Raw genomic sequence first — 16,002 nt, forward strand, 5'->3', positions numbered from 1 at the left:
GCGCAGGCGCGCTCATGGCGCGATCCACCGCCGCACGGCGTCCGCCGTGTCGGCCGGCGTGGTGTTGAAGCAGATCCTGCTTTGCGGCGCGGCGAGGTGAACCAGGTTGATGATCCGCTCGAACAGATGCAGCCGCTCCGGAGGCACACGCAGCCCGGCGCCGATCACCACGCAGTCATAATGCTTGGCCCCCAGCGCTGCGGCGGCGACGGCTTCGGCGGTCTCGCCGAGATCGATCAGGCAGCCGTCGACCTCAAAGCCCATCGCGCGAAGCTGCTCGATCTGAGCCGTGAGGTAGCTCGTCACCAGTTCGGCCGTTAGGCCCGGAAAGGCGCTGAAGTCGACGAGGGATGGCTCGATCCCGATCGCGAGCACGGTCTTTTTCGTCATGCGGGTGCTCCAATGATTGCCGGAGAAACGCGCGCGTCAGCCGACAGGTTCCTACCGCGACCTTGACATCATAGTTCGTCAACCATCGAAGCATTGTTGTCACCAAATCGGCCATGATCGCGTGCCTCGCCGGCTCAGGACCGAGCCGGTCGTTTCACAGGAGAACGCCATGGCTGCCACCAGCAACGCAAACCAGAACCTGATCGTCACCGCATTTTGGGAAGTCAATTCGGGCGAGGAAGCAACTGTCGCGGAGCTTCTGAAGGATTTTCTGCCGCAGGCGCAGCGCGAGCCCGGCGTCAGGGAGTTCCAGATCCACCAGAACATCGCAAAGCCGCGGGAGTTCTTTTTCTACGAGGTATTCGCGGGTGAAGCAGCCTTCGCCGAGCATCAGCAGACCGACCACTTCAAGAACATCATCCTCACGCAGGCGATCCCGAAACTTGCCAAGCGCGAGCGCTCGCAGTTCCGCTTCATCTGACATCAGCAAGGCTGCGGCGGGCCGCCACCGGCCTCGGTGGCCCGCCGCCGCAACAATTCGCGTTCGCGCGTGTTGGCCGCAAGCGTCGACGCGAGTTCGAACGCGGCGCGCGCTTCTGCGGCGCGGCCGAGCTTGTGAAGCAGATCGCCGCGGACACTTGGCAGGAGGTGGTAGTTTTTCAGCGCCGGCTCGCCCGCGAGCCCATCCACGATCGCGAGCGCCGCTGCCGGCCCCTCGGCCATACCAACCGCAACGGCGCGGTTGAGCTCGATCACCGGCGAGCGCACCAACGCCGAGAGTTCAGCGTAGAGCTTTGCGATGCGCGGCCAGTCGGTGTCGGCGGGGGTACCGGCTCTGGCGTGACAGGCGACGATGGCCGCCTGCAGCGTATAGAAGCCCTGGCCGCCGCCAAGTTCGTGCGCCCGGTCCAACGCCAGCAACCCACGGCGGATCTGAAGCCGGTCCCACCGCGCGCGGTTCTGGTCCATCAACAAAATCGGATCACCGGCTGCGTCGGTGCGCGCCGCAGCGCGCGAAGCGTTCAGCTCCATCAGCGCGAGCAGGCCGTGGGCCTCGGCTTCCTGCGGCGCGACCAGCGTCAGCAGGCGGCCCATGCGCAGCGCGTCGTTGCAGAGCTGCGGCCGCAGCCATTCGTCGCCGCGGGCGGCGGTGTAGCCTTCGTTGAAGATGAGATAGACGACCTCCAGCACCGAGGCGAGCCGCTCCGACAACTGCTCGCCGCGTGGGGTTTCGTAGGCGAGCCCGGATTCCGACAGCGTGCGCTTGGCGCGCACGATGCGCTGGGAGATGGTCGCCTCCGGCTGCAGAAAGGCGCGCGCGATTTCCTCAGTGGTGAGGCCGCAGATCATCCTGAGCGCCAGTGCCGCGCGGGCTTCGCGCGACAGTTTCGGATGGCAGGCGGTGAAGATCAGCCGCAACAGCTCGTCGCCGATATCATCATCGAGGGCGGCGTCCGGGTCGGGCATCGCCTGTTGCTCCTGCTCCAGCTCGCGCGTCAGCATCTCGTGCTTGCGCGCGAGCATGCGGCGGCGGCGCAGACCGTCGAGCGCGCGGCGTTTGGCGGTCGCCATCAGCCACGCGCCGGGCTTGTCCGGTACGCCGGTGACGGGCCAATGCTCGAGCGCCGCGACCAGGGCTTCCTGCGTCAGGTCTTCGGCCAGAGTCACGTCGCGTAGCATTCGCGACAGGCCCGTGATCAGGCGCGGCTGCTCGATGCGCCAGACCGCGAGGATGGTGCGATGGATGTCGGCGGCCGTCATCGCCGCCGACTATCTCTGCCGATCGTCCCGATCATGCGTGGGCGCGAATGCCGGCCTCGCACGCGCCATCCACCCCCGGCGTCGCAAGCACGCGAACCTCGCAGGTGCCTTCCCAGCCCGGCATGTGCTCAAGGTGCAGTTGCATGAACTCCTTCGCGGCAGCCACAGCCTCTGCCATGTCGCGAAGCTCGAAGATCGCGTAGCCGCCGATCAGTTCCTTGGTCTCGACAAACGGCCCGTCGATGACGCCGAGCTTGCCGTCGGTTATTTTGACCTGTGCACCGCTCATGGCAATCGGCATCAGTCCGCCGGTATCGAGCATGCGGCCGGCCTTGATCTCGCGGTCGGCGAGCTTGCCCATCGCCTCCATCAGGGCCGGCGTCGGGCCTTTGTCGGGCTGGGGCGAGGTAACAATATACATGAAGCGCATGGCAAAACTCCCGTTAAGGCGAGTTGCGGCGGTGATCGCCCGCAAAACTGGCTCGCTATGGGAGACGACGAACGGGAAGGCGCCGGATCGACACGGGCTTGATAAAATTTGTCCGGCTGCCTGGAGCGGCCGGCCCATAAGATTGCAACGGGGGATATTCGCCTTGTAGGTTCTGGGATCAATGCGTATGGGGACCAAATATGAAATTGCGCGCCTTCCGGCTTGGATTTCTCGGTTCTTTGGCGATCACGGCCATATTCGCGTTCGCGCCGGCCAGCGCCGCGACGGTCGTAGCGCTTGGCGCCAGCAATACCTTTGGCAAAGGGGTCGCGCGCAGTCAGGCCTATCCGGCGCAACTCGAGGCGATATTGCGGGCCAAGGGGGCCAACGTCCGTGTTGTGAACGCCGGCATTAACGGCGACACCACGGAAGGCATGTTGCGACGTCTGGACCAGGTCGTGCCGAAAGGCACCAGTGCCGTCATCCTGCAGCCCGGCGGCAACGACCGGCGCAAGGGCTCGCCCGATCGGACGTCGGAAATTCAAAGCCGGCTGAGCGGCCGCGGCATCCCGGTGATCATGATTCCAAACAGCGCGTTCAGGGGATTACCGCATCAGCCGGACGGCCAGCATCTGACCCCGGAGGGCTACCATATGCTCGCTGAACAAGTTGCGTCCCAGGTCGCGGGAGTGATCGGCCGCTAGGCCGTGCACTCAGAAAAGCGATGTCGGCTTCTGGGAGCCGAGCGGAATCTTCTGATCGGTTAAAGCACGACCGCTGGTGACCCCTTGCAGACATCATCACCCGCTTCCCGTGCGAGAGGGCTCGCTCACTCGTTAAGGTTAGCTTATGCTTTTCGCGATTTTTCATAATGACTGATCTTCGACTGGAGAAAGGGCATGTCGCAAGCCGAGGGTTCGTCCGCAAGCGAAAACGTCGCTTTTCAGGCTGCTTGCGGCTGGCGCCAGAGTATTCTTGCGCTCGTGATAGTGCTGGCCCCCATGGCGCTGGCCGTGATTGTAATGGCCATCGGCCTTGCTGCCCGAGCAGCGTGGCTAGTTATGCACGGCGCACCCGTTGAGCCAGCGACACCAGCGAGCATCAGGCTGTATGGCTTGTTGTCGTACGCGGTCGGCAGTTGGATCGCAGTAGCATTGGCGTGGCTCTGGGCGAAGCGTCAGGAATGCGAACGGGACGTCTTCAAGTTTCGTAGGCTGACCTGGCCAGCCTTCGCAGCGAGCATTGTTGGTTTCGCGATCGTTACGTTCAGCGTGCCCATCGTGACACATTGGCTAGCTAGCGTAACTGGGGGCCGAAGCCAGGACGTTCGCATCGATTTCCACGATGCGCATTCAGTCGCGATTGTCGTTTTTCTGTTCGTGTTTACAACGCCGGCGAGCGAAGAAGTTCTCTACCGTGGGGTATTGGTAGCTTGGCTGCGTCGGCTTGGCTGGAAAGATTTCAACATCTTGGTACTCGGCAGCCTGATCTTCGCTGCCAATCATATTATTCCGCTCGGGTTCGTATGGGGTGTAGCGATGATTCTGTTGGGCGTCGTAACTTACGCGCTCCGTCTGCGATATGAATCTCTCTCTCCCGCTTGGCTCGCCCATACCCTTTTCAATGGGCAACTTACCCTGTCTTATCCACTGATCGCTTGGTTTGCGCTGGCCTTCTAGCCGCGGAAGTCTCTTGGATTGCGATGCACATTGACTCGCCACCGATGTCCGCAAATGGGCCCTTCAGGGACCTCCGGCGATGTCCGCTCTTGTGCTGCTGCTGAGCGATGAGCCGACATCAGGCGCGACCAGGACCAAGCGCCTGATTATGAGTTCACGATCCGAACAACCGGACGCTACTGTCCCCGCAGCATGATCAGGGGATCGGCGGTATCGGGCACGCGTCGCCACTGCGCATTGTCATCGGCCTCGAATTGCCAGCTCTCCCCGCCCTTCGACGTCAGGATCATCTGCCCGCGCTCCAGCCGCCACTCCGTCGGCGCGAAGGCTGCGACCGCGGGATCGCATTTCGGCTTCAGGAACACCTGGAAATTATCGCCGGTCGCCTCGGTGTTGGTCAGCGTCAGGCCGCAGATCGGCCGGCCGTTGCCGCGAACCATCGACCAGTCGCCGATCATCTGGTCCATCGACTTGGCGAGCGAGCGGGCGGCGGCGAGGTTCTGCAGGATGTAGACCCCCGCGCCGGACCGCAGGCCTTCGAAGATGCCGCTCTCGACCTCGGTGAAGTCGATCACCGGCTGGCCGGCCGCATCCTGCAGCCGGACGATATCCAGCCCCTTGATGTTCCAGGCCGTGATGTCCTTGGTGAACGGCAGCGCCTTTGCACAGCCGGGCTCAAGCTCGAGCTTGAGCCCCTGCGGCGTGGTATCGCCCTTCAGCGTAATGACGCAGGTCTTGCTGCGCTCGGTGGTCGCGAGCTCCCACTGCCCGACCATGTCCTTCTTCAGGGTCGAGGCATCCTGCGCCGCTGCCGGCGACGCCAACGCCAGCAGCGCCGTCAGCGCTGCCGCCATGCCCGACCACCTGCGCAACATCAGCGTCCTTTTACCGGGGTTTCCGGAACCGGCGTCAACGGCGCCTTGCCGGCAAACCAGTTCTTCAGATTGTCGACGACGAGCTGATCCATGGCGTTACGCGTTACCACGGAAGCTGAGCCGATATGTGGCAGCAGCACGACATTTTGCATCGCCTTCAGTTCGTCCGGCACGTTCGGTTCGTTGGCGAACACGTCGAGCCCGGCCGCCAGAATGGTGCCGGATTTCAGCGCCGCGACCAGCGCCGGCTCATCGACGACAGAGCCGCGGGCCACGTTGATCAAGACGCCGCGCGGGCCGAGCGCCTTCAGCACGTCGGCATTGATCATCTTGGCGGTCGAGGCGCCGCCAGGCACGATCACGACCAGCGTGTCCACCTCCTTCGCCATTTCGATCAGGTCGGGATAATGCTTGTAGGAGACGGCCGAGGATGGGTTGCGCGAGTGATAGCACACCGGCACGCGCGAGGCCTCCAGCCGCCGTCCGATCGCCTGGCCGATGCGGCCCATGCCGACGATGCCGACCTTGCGGTCGCGCAGCGAACCGACGCTCAAGGGATAGTTCTGCGTCTGCCACAGGCCGGAACGCAGATAGCGGTCGGCCTTGACGAACTCGCGCACGGTCGAAATCAGAAGCCCCATGGCGACGTCGGCGACTTCTTCGGTCAGCACGTCGGGCGTGTTGGTGACCACGATATTATGCTCGCGCGCGTACGCGGAATCGACGTGGTCGTAGCCGACGCCGAAGCTCGCGACGATTTCGAGCTTGGGGAAATGCGACAGCGCCTTACCATCGGCCGGCACCATGTGATAGGTCACTGCCATGCCGCGGATCTTCGCGACCGTATCCGGCGTCAATCGCTCGAGGTCGGCACGGCTCTCCGCCATATGCAGGACGTACTGATCCGAAAAGCCGTTTTCCAGGATCGGCCGGACCGGGCCGTAGATCAGGAGATCGATCTTCTCGGACGAAACATTCGCGGCAGCCATCAATTTTCCTTTCCAAGCGCGCTTTCATGCCAGCGCCGTAATACCAGGTGCGAAACTAGCGCCAGCAGCCCATAGATGACAATCCCGGCCACCGACAGCAACAACAACGCCGCGAACATTCGGGGAATGTTGAGGCGATAGCCTGACTCGGCGATCCGGAACGCAAGGCCGGAGCCCGAGCCCGCGGAGCCCGCTGCGATTTCGGCGACCACGGCGCCGATCAGCGACAGCCCTCCCGCGATCCGCAAGCCGCCGAGAATATAAGGCAGCGCCGCCGGCAGTTTCAGGTACCGCAGCGTCTGCAGCCGTGACGCGCCATAGAGCTGAAACAGCCCTGCCAGATTGCGATCCACCGAATTCAGCCCGAGCGTGGTGTTGGACAGAACGGGGAAGAATCCCACGATCCAGGCGCAGACGATGACCGCGGTCTGCTGCGGCAGATAGATCAGCAATAGCGGCGCAATTGCGATGACAGGCGTGACCTGCAGGATCACCGCATAGGGAAACAGCGAATATTCCAGCCATTTCGACTGATTGAACAACAGCGCCAGCGCGATGCCGCCGATGGCGGCCGCGATAAAACCTTCCAGCGTGGTGAGCAGGGTGACGCCGAGCGATTCCGACAGCACCGGCCAATCGCCGACCAGCGTCTGAAACACGACAGATGGGCTCGGCAGCACGTAGGGCTGGATGTCATTGACGCGGACCACGAGCTCCCATAGCGCCAGGCCCGCCGCGAGCACGACGATGGGCAGCAGCATGCGGCCGATGTGCTGCAGGGAACTCATGCGCTGCGCTGCCCGGAATAGGACGGCGCGAGCGCGCTGGAGACTTCGCGGCAGTAGGCTGCATATTCGGCCGAGGTGCGAAACGCCTCGCCGCGCGGCTCCACTGTCGCGATGCGAAACTCGCTCGCCAGGCGGCCCGGCCGCGCCGTCATCACGATCACCCGCTGCGAAAGGTAAACCGACTCGAACACCGAATGGGTGACGAAGATGACGGTCTTGTGCAGCTTGCGCCACAGATCTAGCAGATCGTTGTTGAGGCGAAAGCGCGTGATCTCGTCGAGCGCCGCGAACGGCTCGTCCAGCAGGAGAATATCCGGATCGGTGACGAGCGCGCGCGCCAGCGAGACCCGCATCTTCATGCCGCCGGACAATTCACGGGGATAGGCCTCGGAAAATTCGGCAAGTCCCACCTGCGCCAGCGCGTCAGCGATACGCCGGTCGGCGTCGGCCGCCGGCGCATGCGCCAGCTTCAGCGGCAGGCGAACGTTTTCGCGCACGTTCGCCCACGGCATCAAGGTGGGCTCCTGAAACACAAAACCGATGGGATGCCGCCCATCCGCCTTGCTCGCGCGATGGGAAACGTCCACCGTGCCGGCGCTCGGCGCAGCCAGTCCTGCGATCAGCCGCAGCGCGGTCGATTTTCCGCAGCCCGAAGGCCCGAGCAGTGAAACGAATTCACCCTTTGCGACATCGAGATCAAGCGGCCCAAGCGCGGTCACGCCGTTATCATAGATCTTGGTAACGGCACGCAGACGCACGGCAAGGCCCGCCGCGTCGATATCCGCCTCGGACAATGCAGGCCCCGCCATCTCGCGTCAGTTCTTCGGCCGCAGGTCGAGACCGACGCCCTTGTTGACGAAGCGCAGCGTATAGGCCTGGCGGTAGTCGATGTCGCGGCGAACCACGCCGGCGCGCACCATCTTGTCGAAAAAGCTCGCCACCCGCGCGTCGGTCATGGCCCCGATGCCGTCGCGCAAGGTATCGCCGGAATCGACGATGCCGTATTCCTTCATCTTGTCGACGGAATAGCGGAGCAATTCGTCGGTCATTTCCGGGTTCATCTGCTTGATCATCGCGTTGCCGGCCGAATTGTCGCCGTAGAGATAATTGTACCAGCCGATCATGGAAGCATCGACAAAGCGCTGCACCAGATCCGGCTTCTTGTCGACGATCTCGCGGCGGGTCTCGATCAGCGTCGAGTAGGCATTGAAGCCGTGATCGGCCAGCAGGATCACGCCGGGCTTGAAGCCTGCGGTCTTCTCCACGGCGTAGGGCTCCGAGGTGACATAGCCCTGCATCGCGCTCTGCTTGTTCACGATAAAGGGTTGCGGATTGAAGGTGTAGGGTTTTACCTTGCTCTCGCTGAATCCGTATTCGGACTTCAGCCACTGGAAGTAGCTCGCCACGCCTTCCTTGGACACCAGGAGCGTCAGCGGCTTGAGATCTTCGAGTTTTGCAATCTTGGTTTCCGGATGGGTGAGGAAAACCTGTGGATCCTTCTGGAAGATCGCGGCGACCGCAATCAGCGGCACGTTGTTGGCGACGGCGTCGAACGATTGCAGCGTGTTCGCGCTCATGAAGAAGTCGAGCTTGCCGGCGGTCAGCAGGATGCGGTTGTTGGTATTGGGGCCGCCGGGCACGATGGTGACGTCGAGGCCGTATTTCTTGTAGGTGCCGTCGGCGACCGCCTGGAAGAAGCCGCCATGCTCGGCCTCTGCAACCCAGTTGGTTCCAAACGACACCTTGTCGAGGGTTTGGGCGCGCACAGGCATCATGGCGGAAACCAGTGCCAGAAGACCTGCGGTTAACGCTCGCGGCAAAAAGCCCGGCTTCATGGTTGGACTCCGTCGATCGTTCTGGCCCATGATGGAGGCAGTGGACGTTGAACAACGTCCCCGAGGATTCGATCCGGAGATCGGACCAATCCCCGGAATATCTAACAAACTACCCTGCAAATTCATCCAAAGAAACGCTTCGCTCGATGGCTTCAACCGTTCCGCCCCACGACTGGACCGAGATCCACTGGACCAAGGTCGCCAAGGCCGACGCCGCGCGCTGGATCGCGGTGCTGCCGCTGGCGGCGACCGAGCAGCATGGCCCGCATCTGCCGCTGGAAACCGACGTCCTGATCGGGGAAGCCTATCTGGCGCGGGTACGCGAGCTGGTGCCTGTGGCGCTGCCCGTCACCTTTCTGCCGCTGCAGCCGATCGGCATTTCCACCGAGCATATCGACTATCCGGGAACACAGACGCTGCCGACCGATGTCGCATTGAAGGAATGGATGGCGATCGGCGTGCGCGTCGCGCAAGCGGGCATCCGCAAGCTCGTGATTGTCACGAGCCATGGCGGCAACAGCGCGGCGATGTCGCTGGTTGCGCAGGATCTGCGCGCGCATCACGGCCTGCTCGTGGTGACGACGAGCTGGTCGCGCTTCGGCGCGCCGGATGGATTGTTTTCCGCCGAAGAGATCCGTCACGGCATTCATGGCGGCGCGGTCGAGACGTCGATCATGCTGGCGCGCTATCCGCACACCGTGCGGAAAGAAGCGATCGCCAATTTTCAATCCTCCAGCATCGCGATGGAGAAAAAATTTCGTTGGCTCTCCGCGCATCGGCCGGTCCCCTTCGCATGGCAGGCGCAGGACCTGCACCAGAGCGGCGCGGTCGGCGACGCCACCCAAGCTTCCGCGGAGAAGGGCGAACAACTGCTTGATCACGGCGCGCGCGCATTCTGCGAATTGCTCGAGGACGTCGACACATTCGATCCGGAATTGTTTCTTCGGAAAATGGGAAGCTGAGATTTCCTCACCTAACTGTTTGTAATATCTAAGAAATAATTGACGAAACCATATTTCCGGCGGTCTTTTCGAACCGCTTTCCGGGGCGCTCCGTCCAACTGGGCATGCGGACCACAATGGCCGCTCAACACAGGATGGAGACTTCCATGTCGATCAAGACCAAGTTCGCCGCTATCGCTCTCGCCACCCTTGCCGTCACCGGCGGCATGGCTTCCACGCAGGCTCAGGCCAAGCCGTTGCACTGGGGTGTTGGCGCCGGCCTCGTTGGCGCGGCCATCGTCGGCACCGCGATCGCCGCTTCCGGCCCCGGCTATTACTACGATGGCTATCGCCGCTGCGGCTGGGTTCGCCAGTACGACGCCTTCGGCAATTACATCGGCCGCGTCCGGACCTGCGCTTACTGATTTCTGCGGCTGACTTGGTTGCTGTTTGAGAAGCGTCTTCCTTTCCAGGCAAACCACATCAGTCCCTGAAAACGCTTCTCTTGATTAACACGTTTTCTTCACGCGAACCGGAAGGCCACTTCGCTCGAAAACGCTTTGTCGTGGATTTGCGTCCGGCACGGGCGCCTCATCCACCCCCGTGCCGAACACGACCCGCCCGGCGTCCCACCGGGCGGGTCAACCTTTTGCAGCCCAAGCCAACCGTCGTCTTCCCCAACGGCGGCCGCGATCTGTCAACCATGTCTCCGAACATCCGTAGGCGATGTGTCCGAACGGGTCGCTGAACCGGTAATGACGCGCCGGCCGATGTTGCAGCCCCGTCATGCAACGGTGCGATGAAATCGCAGCTGCCGGCCTCTTCTTGCTATTGCGAATTGCTTGCAATAAGCGTCACGGCGTAAATTGCGGAAGGACCCGGCTTGGCGCTGACTGGGGGACCGCAGGAATCCGATCGAAGGCGACGGGGTTGTATGACTGCATTTGCTGGTTGGCGACGGGCGTTCGAATCTGCAGAAATGGCAGACAGCGACAGTACGGGTCGCGCCGGGAGTCTGCTCATTGTGAACCGCAACCGCCGATCCCTGGAACATGCGCTGGCCTGCGCCGCGCTTGGTTCGCTGGCGCTCGGCAGCCCGGCGGTGGCGGCCGACATTCCGCTGAAAGCGCCCTATCTCCGCCCGGCGTTCGACTGGAGCGGCTTCTATATCGGCGGGCATGTCGGTTATGGCGGCGGCAGCTTTGGCCCCAACACCAATCCGTTGCCGCTGCAAGGCGTATTCTTTCCCCACAGCATCACGGGCCTGATCGGCGGCTATCAGGAAGGCTATAATTTTCAACTCCCGAACAATCTGGTGCTGGGCGCCGAGGTCGATGTTTCGTTCCCAAGCACGCTCGATCGTCCAAGGCTGGTGCCAGCCCCTTTCAACACCACCTTGGACTACATTGCCACGGCCCGCGGGCGCGTCGGATACGCGTTCGGAACGCTGCTGCCCTATATGACTGGCGGTGTTGCCTGGGCGCGGACCCATGTCGACATCAATGACGCCGATGGAAGCGTGCTGTCCACGCGCGGGCATACACATCTCGGCTGGACCGCAGGCATCGGCGTCGAGTATGCCGCCGATGCCAAATGGAGCGCAAAGCTCGAATACGACTATATCGATCTGGGAGCCCGAACCTATGGGCTTGCGGATGTGCCGCTGCCGGACGTCAGGGTCGATCCGAAGATCCACACGGTCAAGCTCGGATTGAACTACAAGATCTGGGACGGGCCGGGATCCGCGGCATCAAGCGATTACGCCATCAGTCCACCCACCCCTCCCGCGTCCAAGGACTGGAACGTCCACGCCCAGACGACATTCCTTCCGCAGGGCTATCCGAGCTTCCGCTCGCCGTATCAAGGTACGAACAGCCTGCCCGGCGCCGGGCGCGTGCGAGAGACCTGGACGGTCGGAGCCTTTCTCGGCTGGCGGTTGTGGGATGGCGGAGAGTTCTATTTTGGTCCCGAGCTTGCACAGGGCTTCGGAATCGGCGGCACGTTAGGCCTGGGAGGTTTTTCAAACGGCGAAGCGCAAAAAGGCGGCGCCGAGTATCCGAGATTCCGCGCACAGCGTTATTTCTTCCGGCAGACGTTCGGGCTGGGCGGCGAACAGGAAGAAGTGGCCGACGCGGCCAATCAGTTGCCGGGCAAGCGCGACATCGACCGGGTCACGGTGACGGTCGGGCGATTTGCCGTCGGAGATTTCTTCGACGGCAATTCCTATGCAAAAGACCCTCGTCTGGATTTCATGAACTGGGCAATGTGGGCGTCTGCGGCCTATGACTTTCCGGCCGATCTCCCCGGATTTACCCGCGGCGCCGTGGTCGAACTCAACCGCAAGGATTGGGCCGTCCGCGCGGGCCTGTTTCAGGTGCCCTCTGCTCCCAACAGCGATGTCCTCACCTTCAAGACCGGCGGAGCTGTTGTCGAATTCGAAGAGCGTCACACTGTGTTCGACCAGCCCGGCAAATTGCGGCTCGGCATCTTCGCCAATCGCGGCAATACCGGCAACTACCGCAACGCGCTGGCGATCAGCGCCGCAGACCCGACGCTCGACATCAATAACGTCATGACAGACATCCGGCGCCAAAATCTCAAATACGGATTCTACGTCAACGCCGAGCAACAGGTCATGAAGGACGTCGGCCTGTTCGCCCGCGCGAGCTGGAACGACGGCCGCAACGAAATCCTGTCATTTACCGACATCGACCGCAGCGTCTCGGCAGGTCTGTCGGTCAAGGGCAGCTATTGGGGACGCCCGAGCGATACATTCGGTTTGGGCGGCGCAATCAATGGGCTTTCCGGCGCGCATCGCGATTTCCTGGCGGCCGGCGGTCTCGGCCTGCTGATCGGCGACGGCCGTCTCAACTACAGCAACGAACGAATCCTCGAGACCTACTACGCCTACGCCATCGACAAGAACTTCACGTTCACCGCCGATTACCAGATGATCACCAACCCCGCCTACAACGCCGACCGTGGCCCGGTCCACATCTTCTCCGGCCGTTTCCACGGGGAGTTTTAGTCTGGGCCTTCCGCTCAACTGCGAGCAACCCACTTGGGGCAGGGGCTCAAGCGAGCCCCGCGTCACGCTTCTCCACCGGGAGAAGCGTCGCCAGTCCTGACGGCCAGCAGCTTGTCGATGCGTCGGCCATCGAGATCGACGATCTCGAAGCGCCAACCATCCACTTCGATGTGGTCGCCGACGTCAGGTATCCTGCCGAAATGGCTGAGCAGGAAACCGGCAACCGTCTCGTAGTCGTGGGACACCGGCACCTCGAACCGCAGCAGCGAAGCAAACTCAACGGCGGGCATCCAGCCTGAGATCAAATACGAACCGTCGTCGCGTCTGACGGCTGCCGCTTCCGGCGGCCCCTCCTCCGTGTGAAAGCCGCCGACGATCGATTCCAGGATGTCTGCGCTGGTCACCACGCCCTGGAACACGCCATATTCGTCGTGGACCAGTCCCATATGGACGGTGGAGTCGCGCAGGATCGCGACAACGTCCCTCGCATCGAGAAATTCCGGAATGACCGGGGCCGCGCGGACCAGTTTGCCGATGTCAGGCGCCTGCCCCGACAGACAGCAGTCGAGCATGTCCTTGGCATTGACGATGCCGACTGCGGCATCGGTGGCCGGATCGAAGACCACAAAACGGGAATGGCTGCTGGCGGCCAGCGCGGCGCGGACGGTTTGCATGTCGTCGGTCAGGTTGATCATGCTCACCTCCCGGCGCGGCGTCATCACGGCACCCACGGGAAGATCGCCGAGGCGCATGACGCCCGCGATCATCTCCTTTTCGCCGGGTTCGAGCACGCCGGCATTCTCGGCTTCGACGACCAGCGTGCGGATTTCATCCTCGCTGACTTTCTCGCCGGCCGCACCACGGTGACCCAGCAGCCACAATAATGCTCTGCCCGATCGATCGAGAAGCCACACCGCAGGTAATGAGATCTTAGCAAGCAGCGTCATGTAAGGCGCTACGCGCACCGCCACCGATTCCGGATCGCGCAGGGCAATTTGCTTGGGCACCAATTCACCGATGATGAGCGACGCGTAGGTAATAACCGTCACCACGGTGCCGACGCCGATGACGTCAGCCAGAGCTTGCGACCATCCGGCTTCGACCAGCATGTTCGTCAGTCGCAGACCGAGAGTGGCGCCGGAAAATGCCCCGGACAGCACGCCGATCAGCGTAATACCGATCTGCACCGTCGAGAGAAATTTGCCCGGATCGGACGCCAGAGCCAGCGCGCGGCGGGACCCTTTGACGTTCTTTTCAACTAGCGCGGCCAGTCGCGCCGGCCGCGAAGAAACGATGGCCAGCTCTGACATTGCGAGCAAGCCGTTGGTGACAATCAGGACCGCAACGATCCCGAGATCGAGGTAGATCATTATCTCCTTTTCTTGTGGGTACCGTTCCCACCACTTCCCACCACGGAAGCAAATCTCTTACCAGAAATCCCATCCGGATGAGGTCAAAAGAGCGTGGGAAGCCGCTGGGATTTTTATCCCGCCGGTTGGAACGAATCCGCGCGTGCCATCGCCCAGGCATCGCGGAAGCGCGGATCCTGGGTGCCCTCGATCAACTCGCCCGGTCGCAGCGCCGGATAGAGTTTCGCGAACGACATCACCTCTGTGCTCGACGTGCGCTTCGAGAAGTGGATTGGCCGCAGCTGCTTCGGGTGGTCGAGGCCGGCGGCGGCGAGAAGCTCGGACAGCGCATGCAGGGTGGCATGATGGTACATGTAGACCCGCTCGGTCTTGAGCGGCACCACCAACGCCCGGGCGCGGATCGGATCCTGCGTCGACACGCCGGTCGGACAACGATCGGTGTGGCAGCTCAAGGACTGGATGCAGCCCAGCGCGAACATGAACCCCCGCGCGGAATTGCACCAGTCCGCGCCGATTGCCATGGCGCGCGCCATGTCGAAGGCGGTCGCGATCTTGCCGGCGGCGCCGATCTTGATGCGGTCGCGCGCGTTGATGCCGATCAGCGCGTTGTGGACGAAACTGACGCCCTCGCGCATCGGCATGCCCAGATGATCCATGAACTCCAGCGGAGCCGCGCCGGTGCCACCCTCATTGCCGTCGACGACGATGAAATCGGGATAGATGCCGGTCTCCAGCATCGCCTTGCAGATCGCCAGGAACTCCCAGGGGTGGCCGATACACATCTTGAACCCGGCCGGCTTGCCGCCCGACAGCCTGCGCATCTCGCCGATGAATGCCATCATTTCCAGTGGCGTCGAAAACGCGCTGTGACTGGCCGGCGAAATGCAATCTTCGCCCATCGCGACGCCACGGATCCTGGAGATCTCCTCCGACACCTTGGCCGCCGGCAGCACGCCGCCATGGCCGGGCTTGGCGCCCTGGCTGATCTTGAGCTCGACCATCTTGATCTGGTCGTCGGCCGCGACGCGGGCGAATTCCTCCGGATTGAACGAACCGTCGCGGTTGCGGCAGCCGAAATAGCCGGAGCCGATCTCCCAGATGAGGTCGCCGCCGTTTTCGCGATGATAGGGACTGACACCGCCCTCGCCGGTGTCATGCGCGAAGCCGCCCTTCTTGGCGCCAGTATTCAGCGCCCGCACGGAGTTGGGGCTGAGCGCGCCAAAGCTCATCGCCGAGATGTTGAAGACCGATGCCGAATACGGTTTGGTGCAATCCGGGCCACCGACGGTGACGCGGAATTGCGTGCCGCCATGAGCCTTCGGCGCCACCGAATGATGCATCCATTCGTAACCCTCGCGATAGACGTCTTCCTGGGTGCCGAACGGCCGCTTGTCGAGCTGCATCTTGGCGCGCTGATAGACCAGGGCGCGGGTATCGCGGGAGAACGGCATGCCGTCCTTCTCGCTCTCGAAGAAGTATTGCCGTATCTCCGGCCTGATCTCTTCGAGCAGGAAACGGATATGCGCCGAGATCGGATAGTTGCGTAAGACGGCATGATTCTTTTGCAAGAGATCGCGAATGCCGAGCACCGTGAGCGCGCCGAAAATCACGATCGGGATCAGCAGAATTTCCCACACCTTCACGTTATGGTCGAAAATCCCGATGCCGATCAGCAATGCCGTGACGACGGCGCAGACCGTCAGCACGATGTAGCGTGGCGAGAATGGCAGCAGCAGCGTTTCCATAGAACCCTCAGCCGGATTGTCGTGTTGCCAGCGCCAGCTTAGTCCAACCGCCGGAACGAGCGCTACACGATATACGAAGCGCTACTCGCGGAAGTGACGGCGGCTTAGAAAAATAGTTGGCGGATTTAATAAACCTGTCGCACTTTTGCAGTGCAGCGTAACGAGCCAACG

The 16,002-nt window shown here is 62.4% G+C and carries 16 protein-coding genes; 6 read left to right on the forward strand and 10 right to left on the reverse strand.

The annotated features are described in order from the left end of the window. Nucleotides 1-12: 12 nt before the first annotated feature. Entirely contained in the window at nucleotides 13-390 is a 378-nt protein-coding gene (locus AC0QUY_RS06090) for a hypothetical protein (RefSeq protein WP_161851381.1), read from the reverse strand. 169 nt (nucleotides 391-559) lie between these two features. Here AC0QUY_RS06090 and AC0QUY_RS06095 point away from each other — a divergent pair, with 169 nt between their 5' ends. Next, nucleotides 560-871: a putative quinol monooxygenase gene (locus AC0QUY_RS06095; protein WP_161851380.1), complete on the forward strand. Its 312-nt coding sequence runs from the start codon at nucleotides 560-562 to the stop codon at nucleotides 869-871. 2 nt (nucleotides 872-873) lie between these two features. Here AC0QUY_RS06095 and AC0QUY_RS06100 read toward each other — a convergent pair whose 3' ends face one another. Together AC0QUY_RS06100 and AC0QUY_RS06105 are read right to left on the reverse strand one after the other, a co-directional pair. Further along, nucleotides 874-2,151: an RNA polymerase sigma factor gene (locus tag AC0QUY_RS06100; protein ID WP_161851379.1), complete on the reverse strand. Its 1,278-nt coding sequence runs from the start codon at nucleotides 2,149-2,151 to the stop codon at nucleotides 874-876. A 31-nt stretch (nucleotides 2,152-2,182) separates the two neighbouring features. Beyond that, on the reverse strand, nucleotides 2,183-2,581 hold the full coding sequence (locus AC0QUY_RS06105; protein ID WP_475386153.1) for a YciI family protein: 399 nt from the start codon (nucleotides 2,579-2,581) through the stop codon (nucleotides 2,183-2,185). A gap of 200 nt (nucleotides 2,582-2,781) precedes the next feature. Between AC0QUY_RS06105 and AC0QUY_RS06110 the strand changes: the two genes are divergently transcribed. Further along, nucleotides 2,782-3,285, forward strand: coding sequence for a GDSL-type esterase/lipase family protein (locus AC0QUY_RS06110; protein ID WP_475386154.1), 504 nt, complete (start codon nucleotides 2,782-2,784; stop codon nucleotides 3,283-3,285). A gap of 195 nt (nucleotides 3,286-3,480) precedes the next feature. After that, nucleotides 3,481-4,260: a CPBP family intramembrane glutamic endopeptidase gene (locus AC0QUY_RS06115; RefSeq protein WP_475386155.1), complete on the forward strand. Its 780-nt coding sequence runs from the start codon at nucleotides 3,481-3,483 to the stop codon at nucleotides 4,258-4,260. Between the two features lie 176 nt (nucleotides 4,261-4,436). Here the strand turns inward: AC0QUY_RS06115 and AC0QUY_RS06120 are convergent, their stop codons facing one another. From AC0QUY_RS06120 to AC0QUY_RS06140, 5 genes are read right to left on the reverse strand one after another with little or no spacing between them, the layout of a single operon-like run. Then, nucleotides 4,437-5,114 (reverse strand): AprI/Inh family metalloprotease inhibitor, encoded by a 678-nt coding sequence (locus tag AC0QUY_RS06120; RefSeq protein WP_475386156.1) that lies wholly within the window; start codon nucleotides 5,112-5,114, stop codon nucleotides 4,437-4,439. Between the two features lie 20 nt (nucleotides 5,115-5,134). Next, on the reverse strand, nucleotides 5,135-6,124 hold the full coding sequence (locus AC0QUY_RS06125; RefSeq protein WP_475386157.1) for a 2-hydroxyacid dehydrogenase: 990 nt from the start codon (nucleotides 6,122-6,124) through the stop codon (nucleotides 5,135-5,137). Continuing rightward, entirely contained in the window at nucleotides 6,124-6,912 is a 789-nt protein-coding gene (locus tag AC0QUY_RS06130) for an ABC transporter permease (protein ID WP_475386158.1), read from the reverse strand. The genes AC0QUY_RS06125 and AC0QUY_RS06130 overlap by 1 nt, the downstream gene beginning before the upstream one ends. After that, nucleotides 6,909-7,721, reverse strand: a complete 813-nt coding sequence (locus AC0QUY_RS06135; protein ID WP_475386159.1) for an ABC transporter ATP-binding protein — start codon at nucleotides 7,719-7,721, stop codon at nucleotides 6,909-6,911. Before AC0QUY_RS06135 ends, AC0QUY_RS06130 begins: the two co-directional genes overlap by 4 nt. 6 nt (nucleotides 7,722-7,727) lie before the next feature. Continuing rightward, entirely contained in the window at nucleotides 7,728-8,747 is a 1,020-nt protein-coding gene (locus AC0QUY_RS06140) for an ABC transporter substrate-binding protein (RefSeq protein WP_475386160.1), read from the reverse strand. A 146-nt stretch (nucleotides 8,748-8,893) separates the two neighbouring features. Here AC0QUY_RS06140 and AC0QUY_RS06145 point away from each other — a divergent pair, with 146 nt between their 5' ends. From AC0QUY_RS06145 to AC0QUY_RS06155, 3 genes are all read left to right on the forward strand, one after another. Beyond that, a complete protein-coding gene (locus AC0QUY_RS06145; protein ID WP_475386161.1) occupies nucleotides 8,894-9,709 on the forward strand; it encodes a creatininase family protein in 816 nt (271 codons plus the stop codon). 146 nt (nucleotides 9,710-9,855) lie between these two features. After that, nucleotides 9,856-10,113 carry a hypothetical protein gene (locus AC0QUY_RS06150; RefSeq protein ID WP_161851368.1) on the forward strand — a complete coding sequence of 86 codons (258 nt, stop codon included), beginning with the start codon at nucleotides 9,856-9,858 and terminating at the stop codon, nucleotides 10,111-10,113. A 599-nt stretch (nucleotides 10,114-10,712) separates the two neighbouring features. Continuing rightward, on the forward strand, nucleotides 10,713-12,716 hold the full coding sequence (locus AC0QUY_RS06155) for a carbohydrate porin (protein ID WP_475386162.1): 2,004 nt from the start codon (nucleotides 10,713-10,715) through the stop codon (nucleotides 12,714-12,716). Between the two features lie 62 nt (nucleotides 12,717-12,778). On the opposite strand, the gene AC0QUY_RS06160 is transcribed toward AC0QUY_RS06155, so the two are convergent. Both AC0QUY_RS06160 and AC0QUY_RS06165 read right to left on the reverse strand, forming a co-directional pair. Beyond that, a complete protein-coding gene (locus AC0QUY_RS06160; RefSeq protein WP_475386163.1) occupies nucleotides 12,779-14,086 on the reverse strand; it encodes a hemolysin family protein in 1,308 nt (435 codons plus the stop codon). Nucleotides 14,087-14,199: 113 nt separating this feature from the next. Further along, on the reverse strand, nucleotides 14,200-15,831 hold the full coding sequence (locus AC0QUY_RS06165; protein ID WP_475386164.1) for an FMN-binding glutamate synthase family protein: 1,632 nt from the start codon (nucleotides 15,829-15,831) through the stop codon (nucleotides 14,200-14,202). Nucleotides 15,832-16,002: the final 171 nt, after the last annotated feature.

The organism is Bradyrhizobium sp. WYCCWR15520 (genome assembly GCF_056174665.1).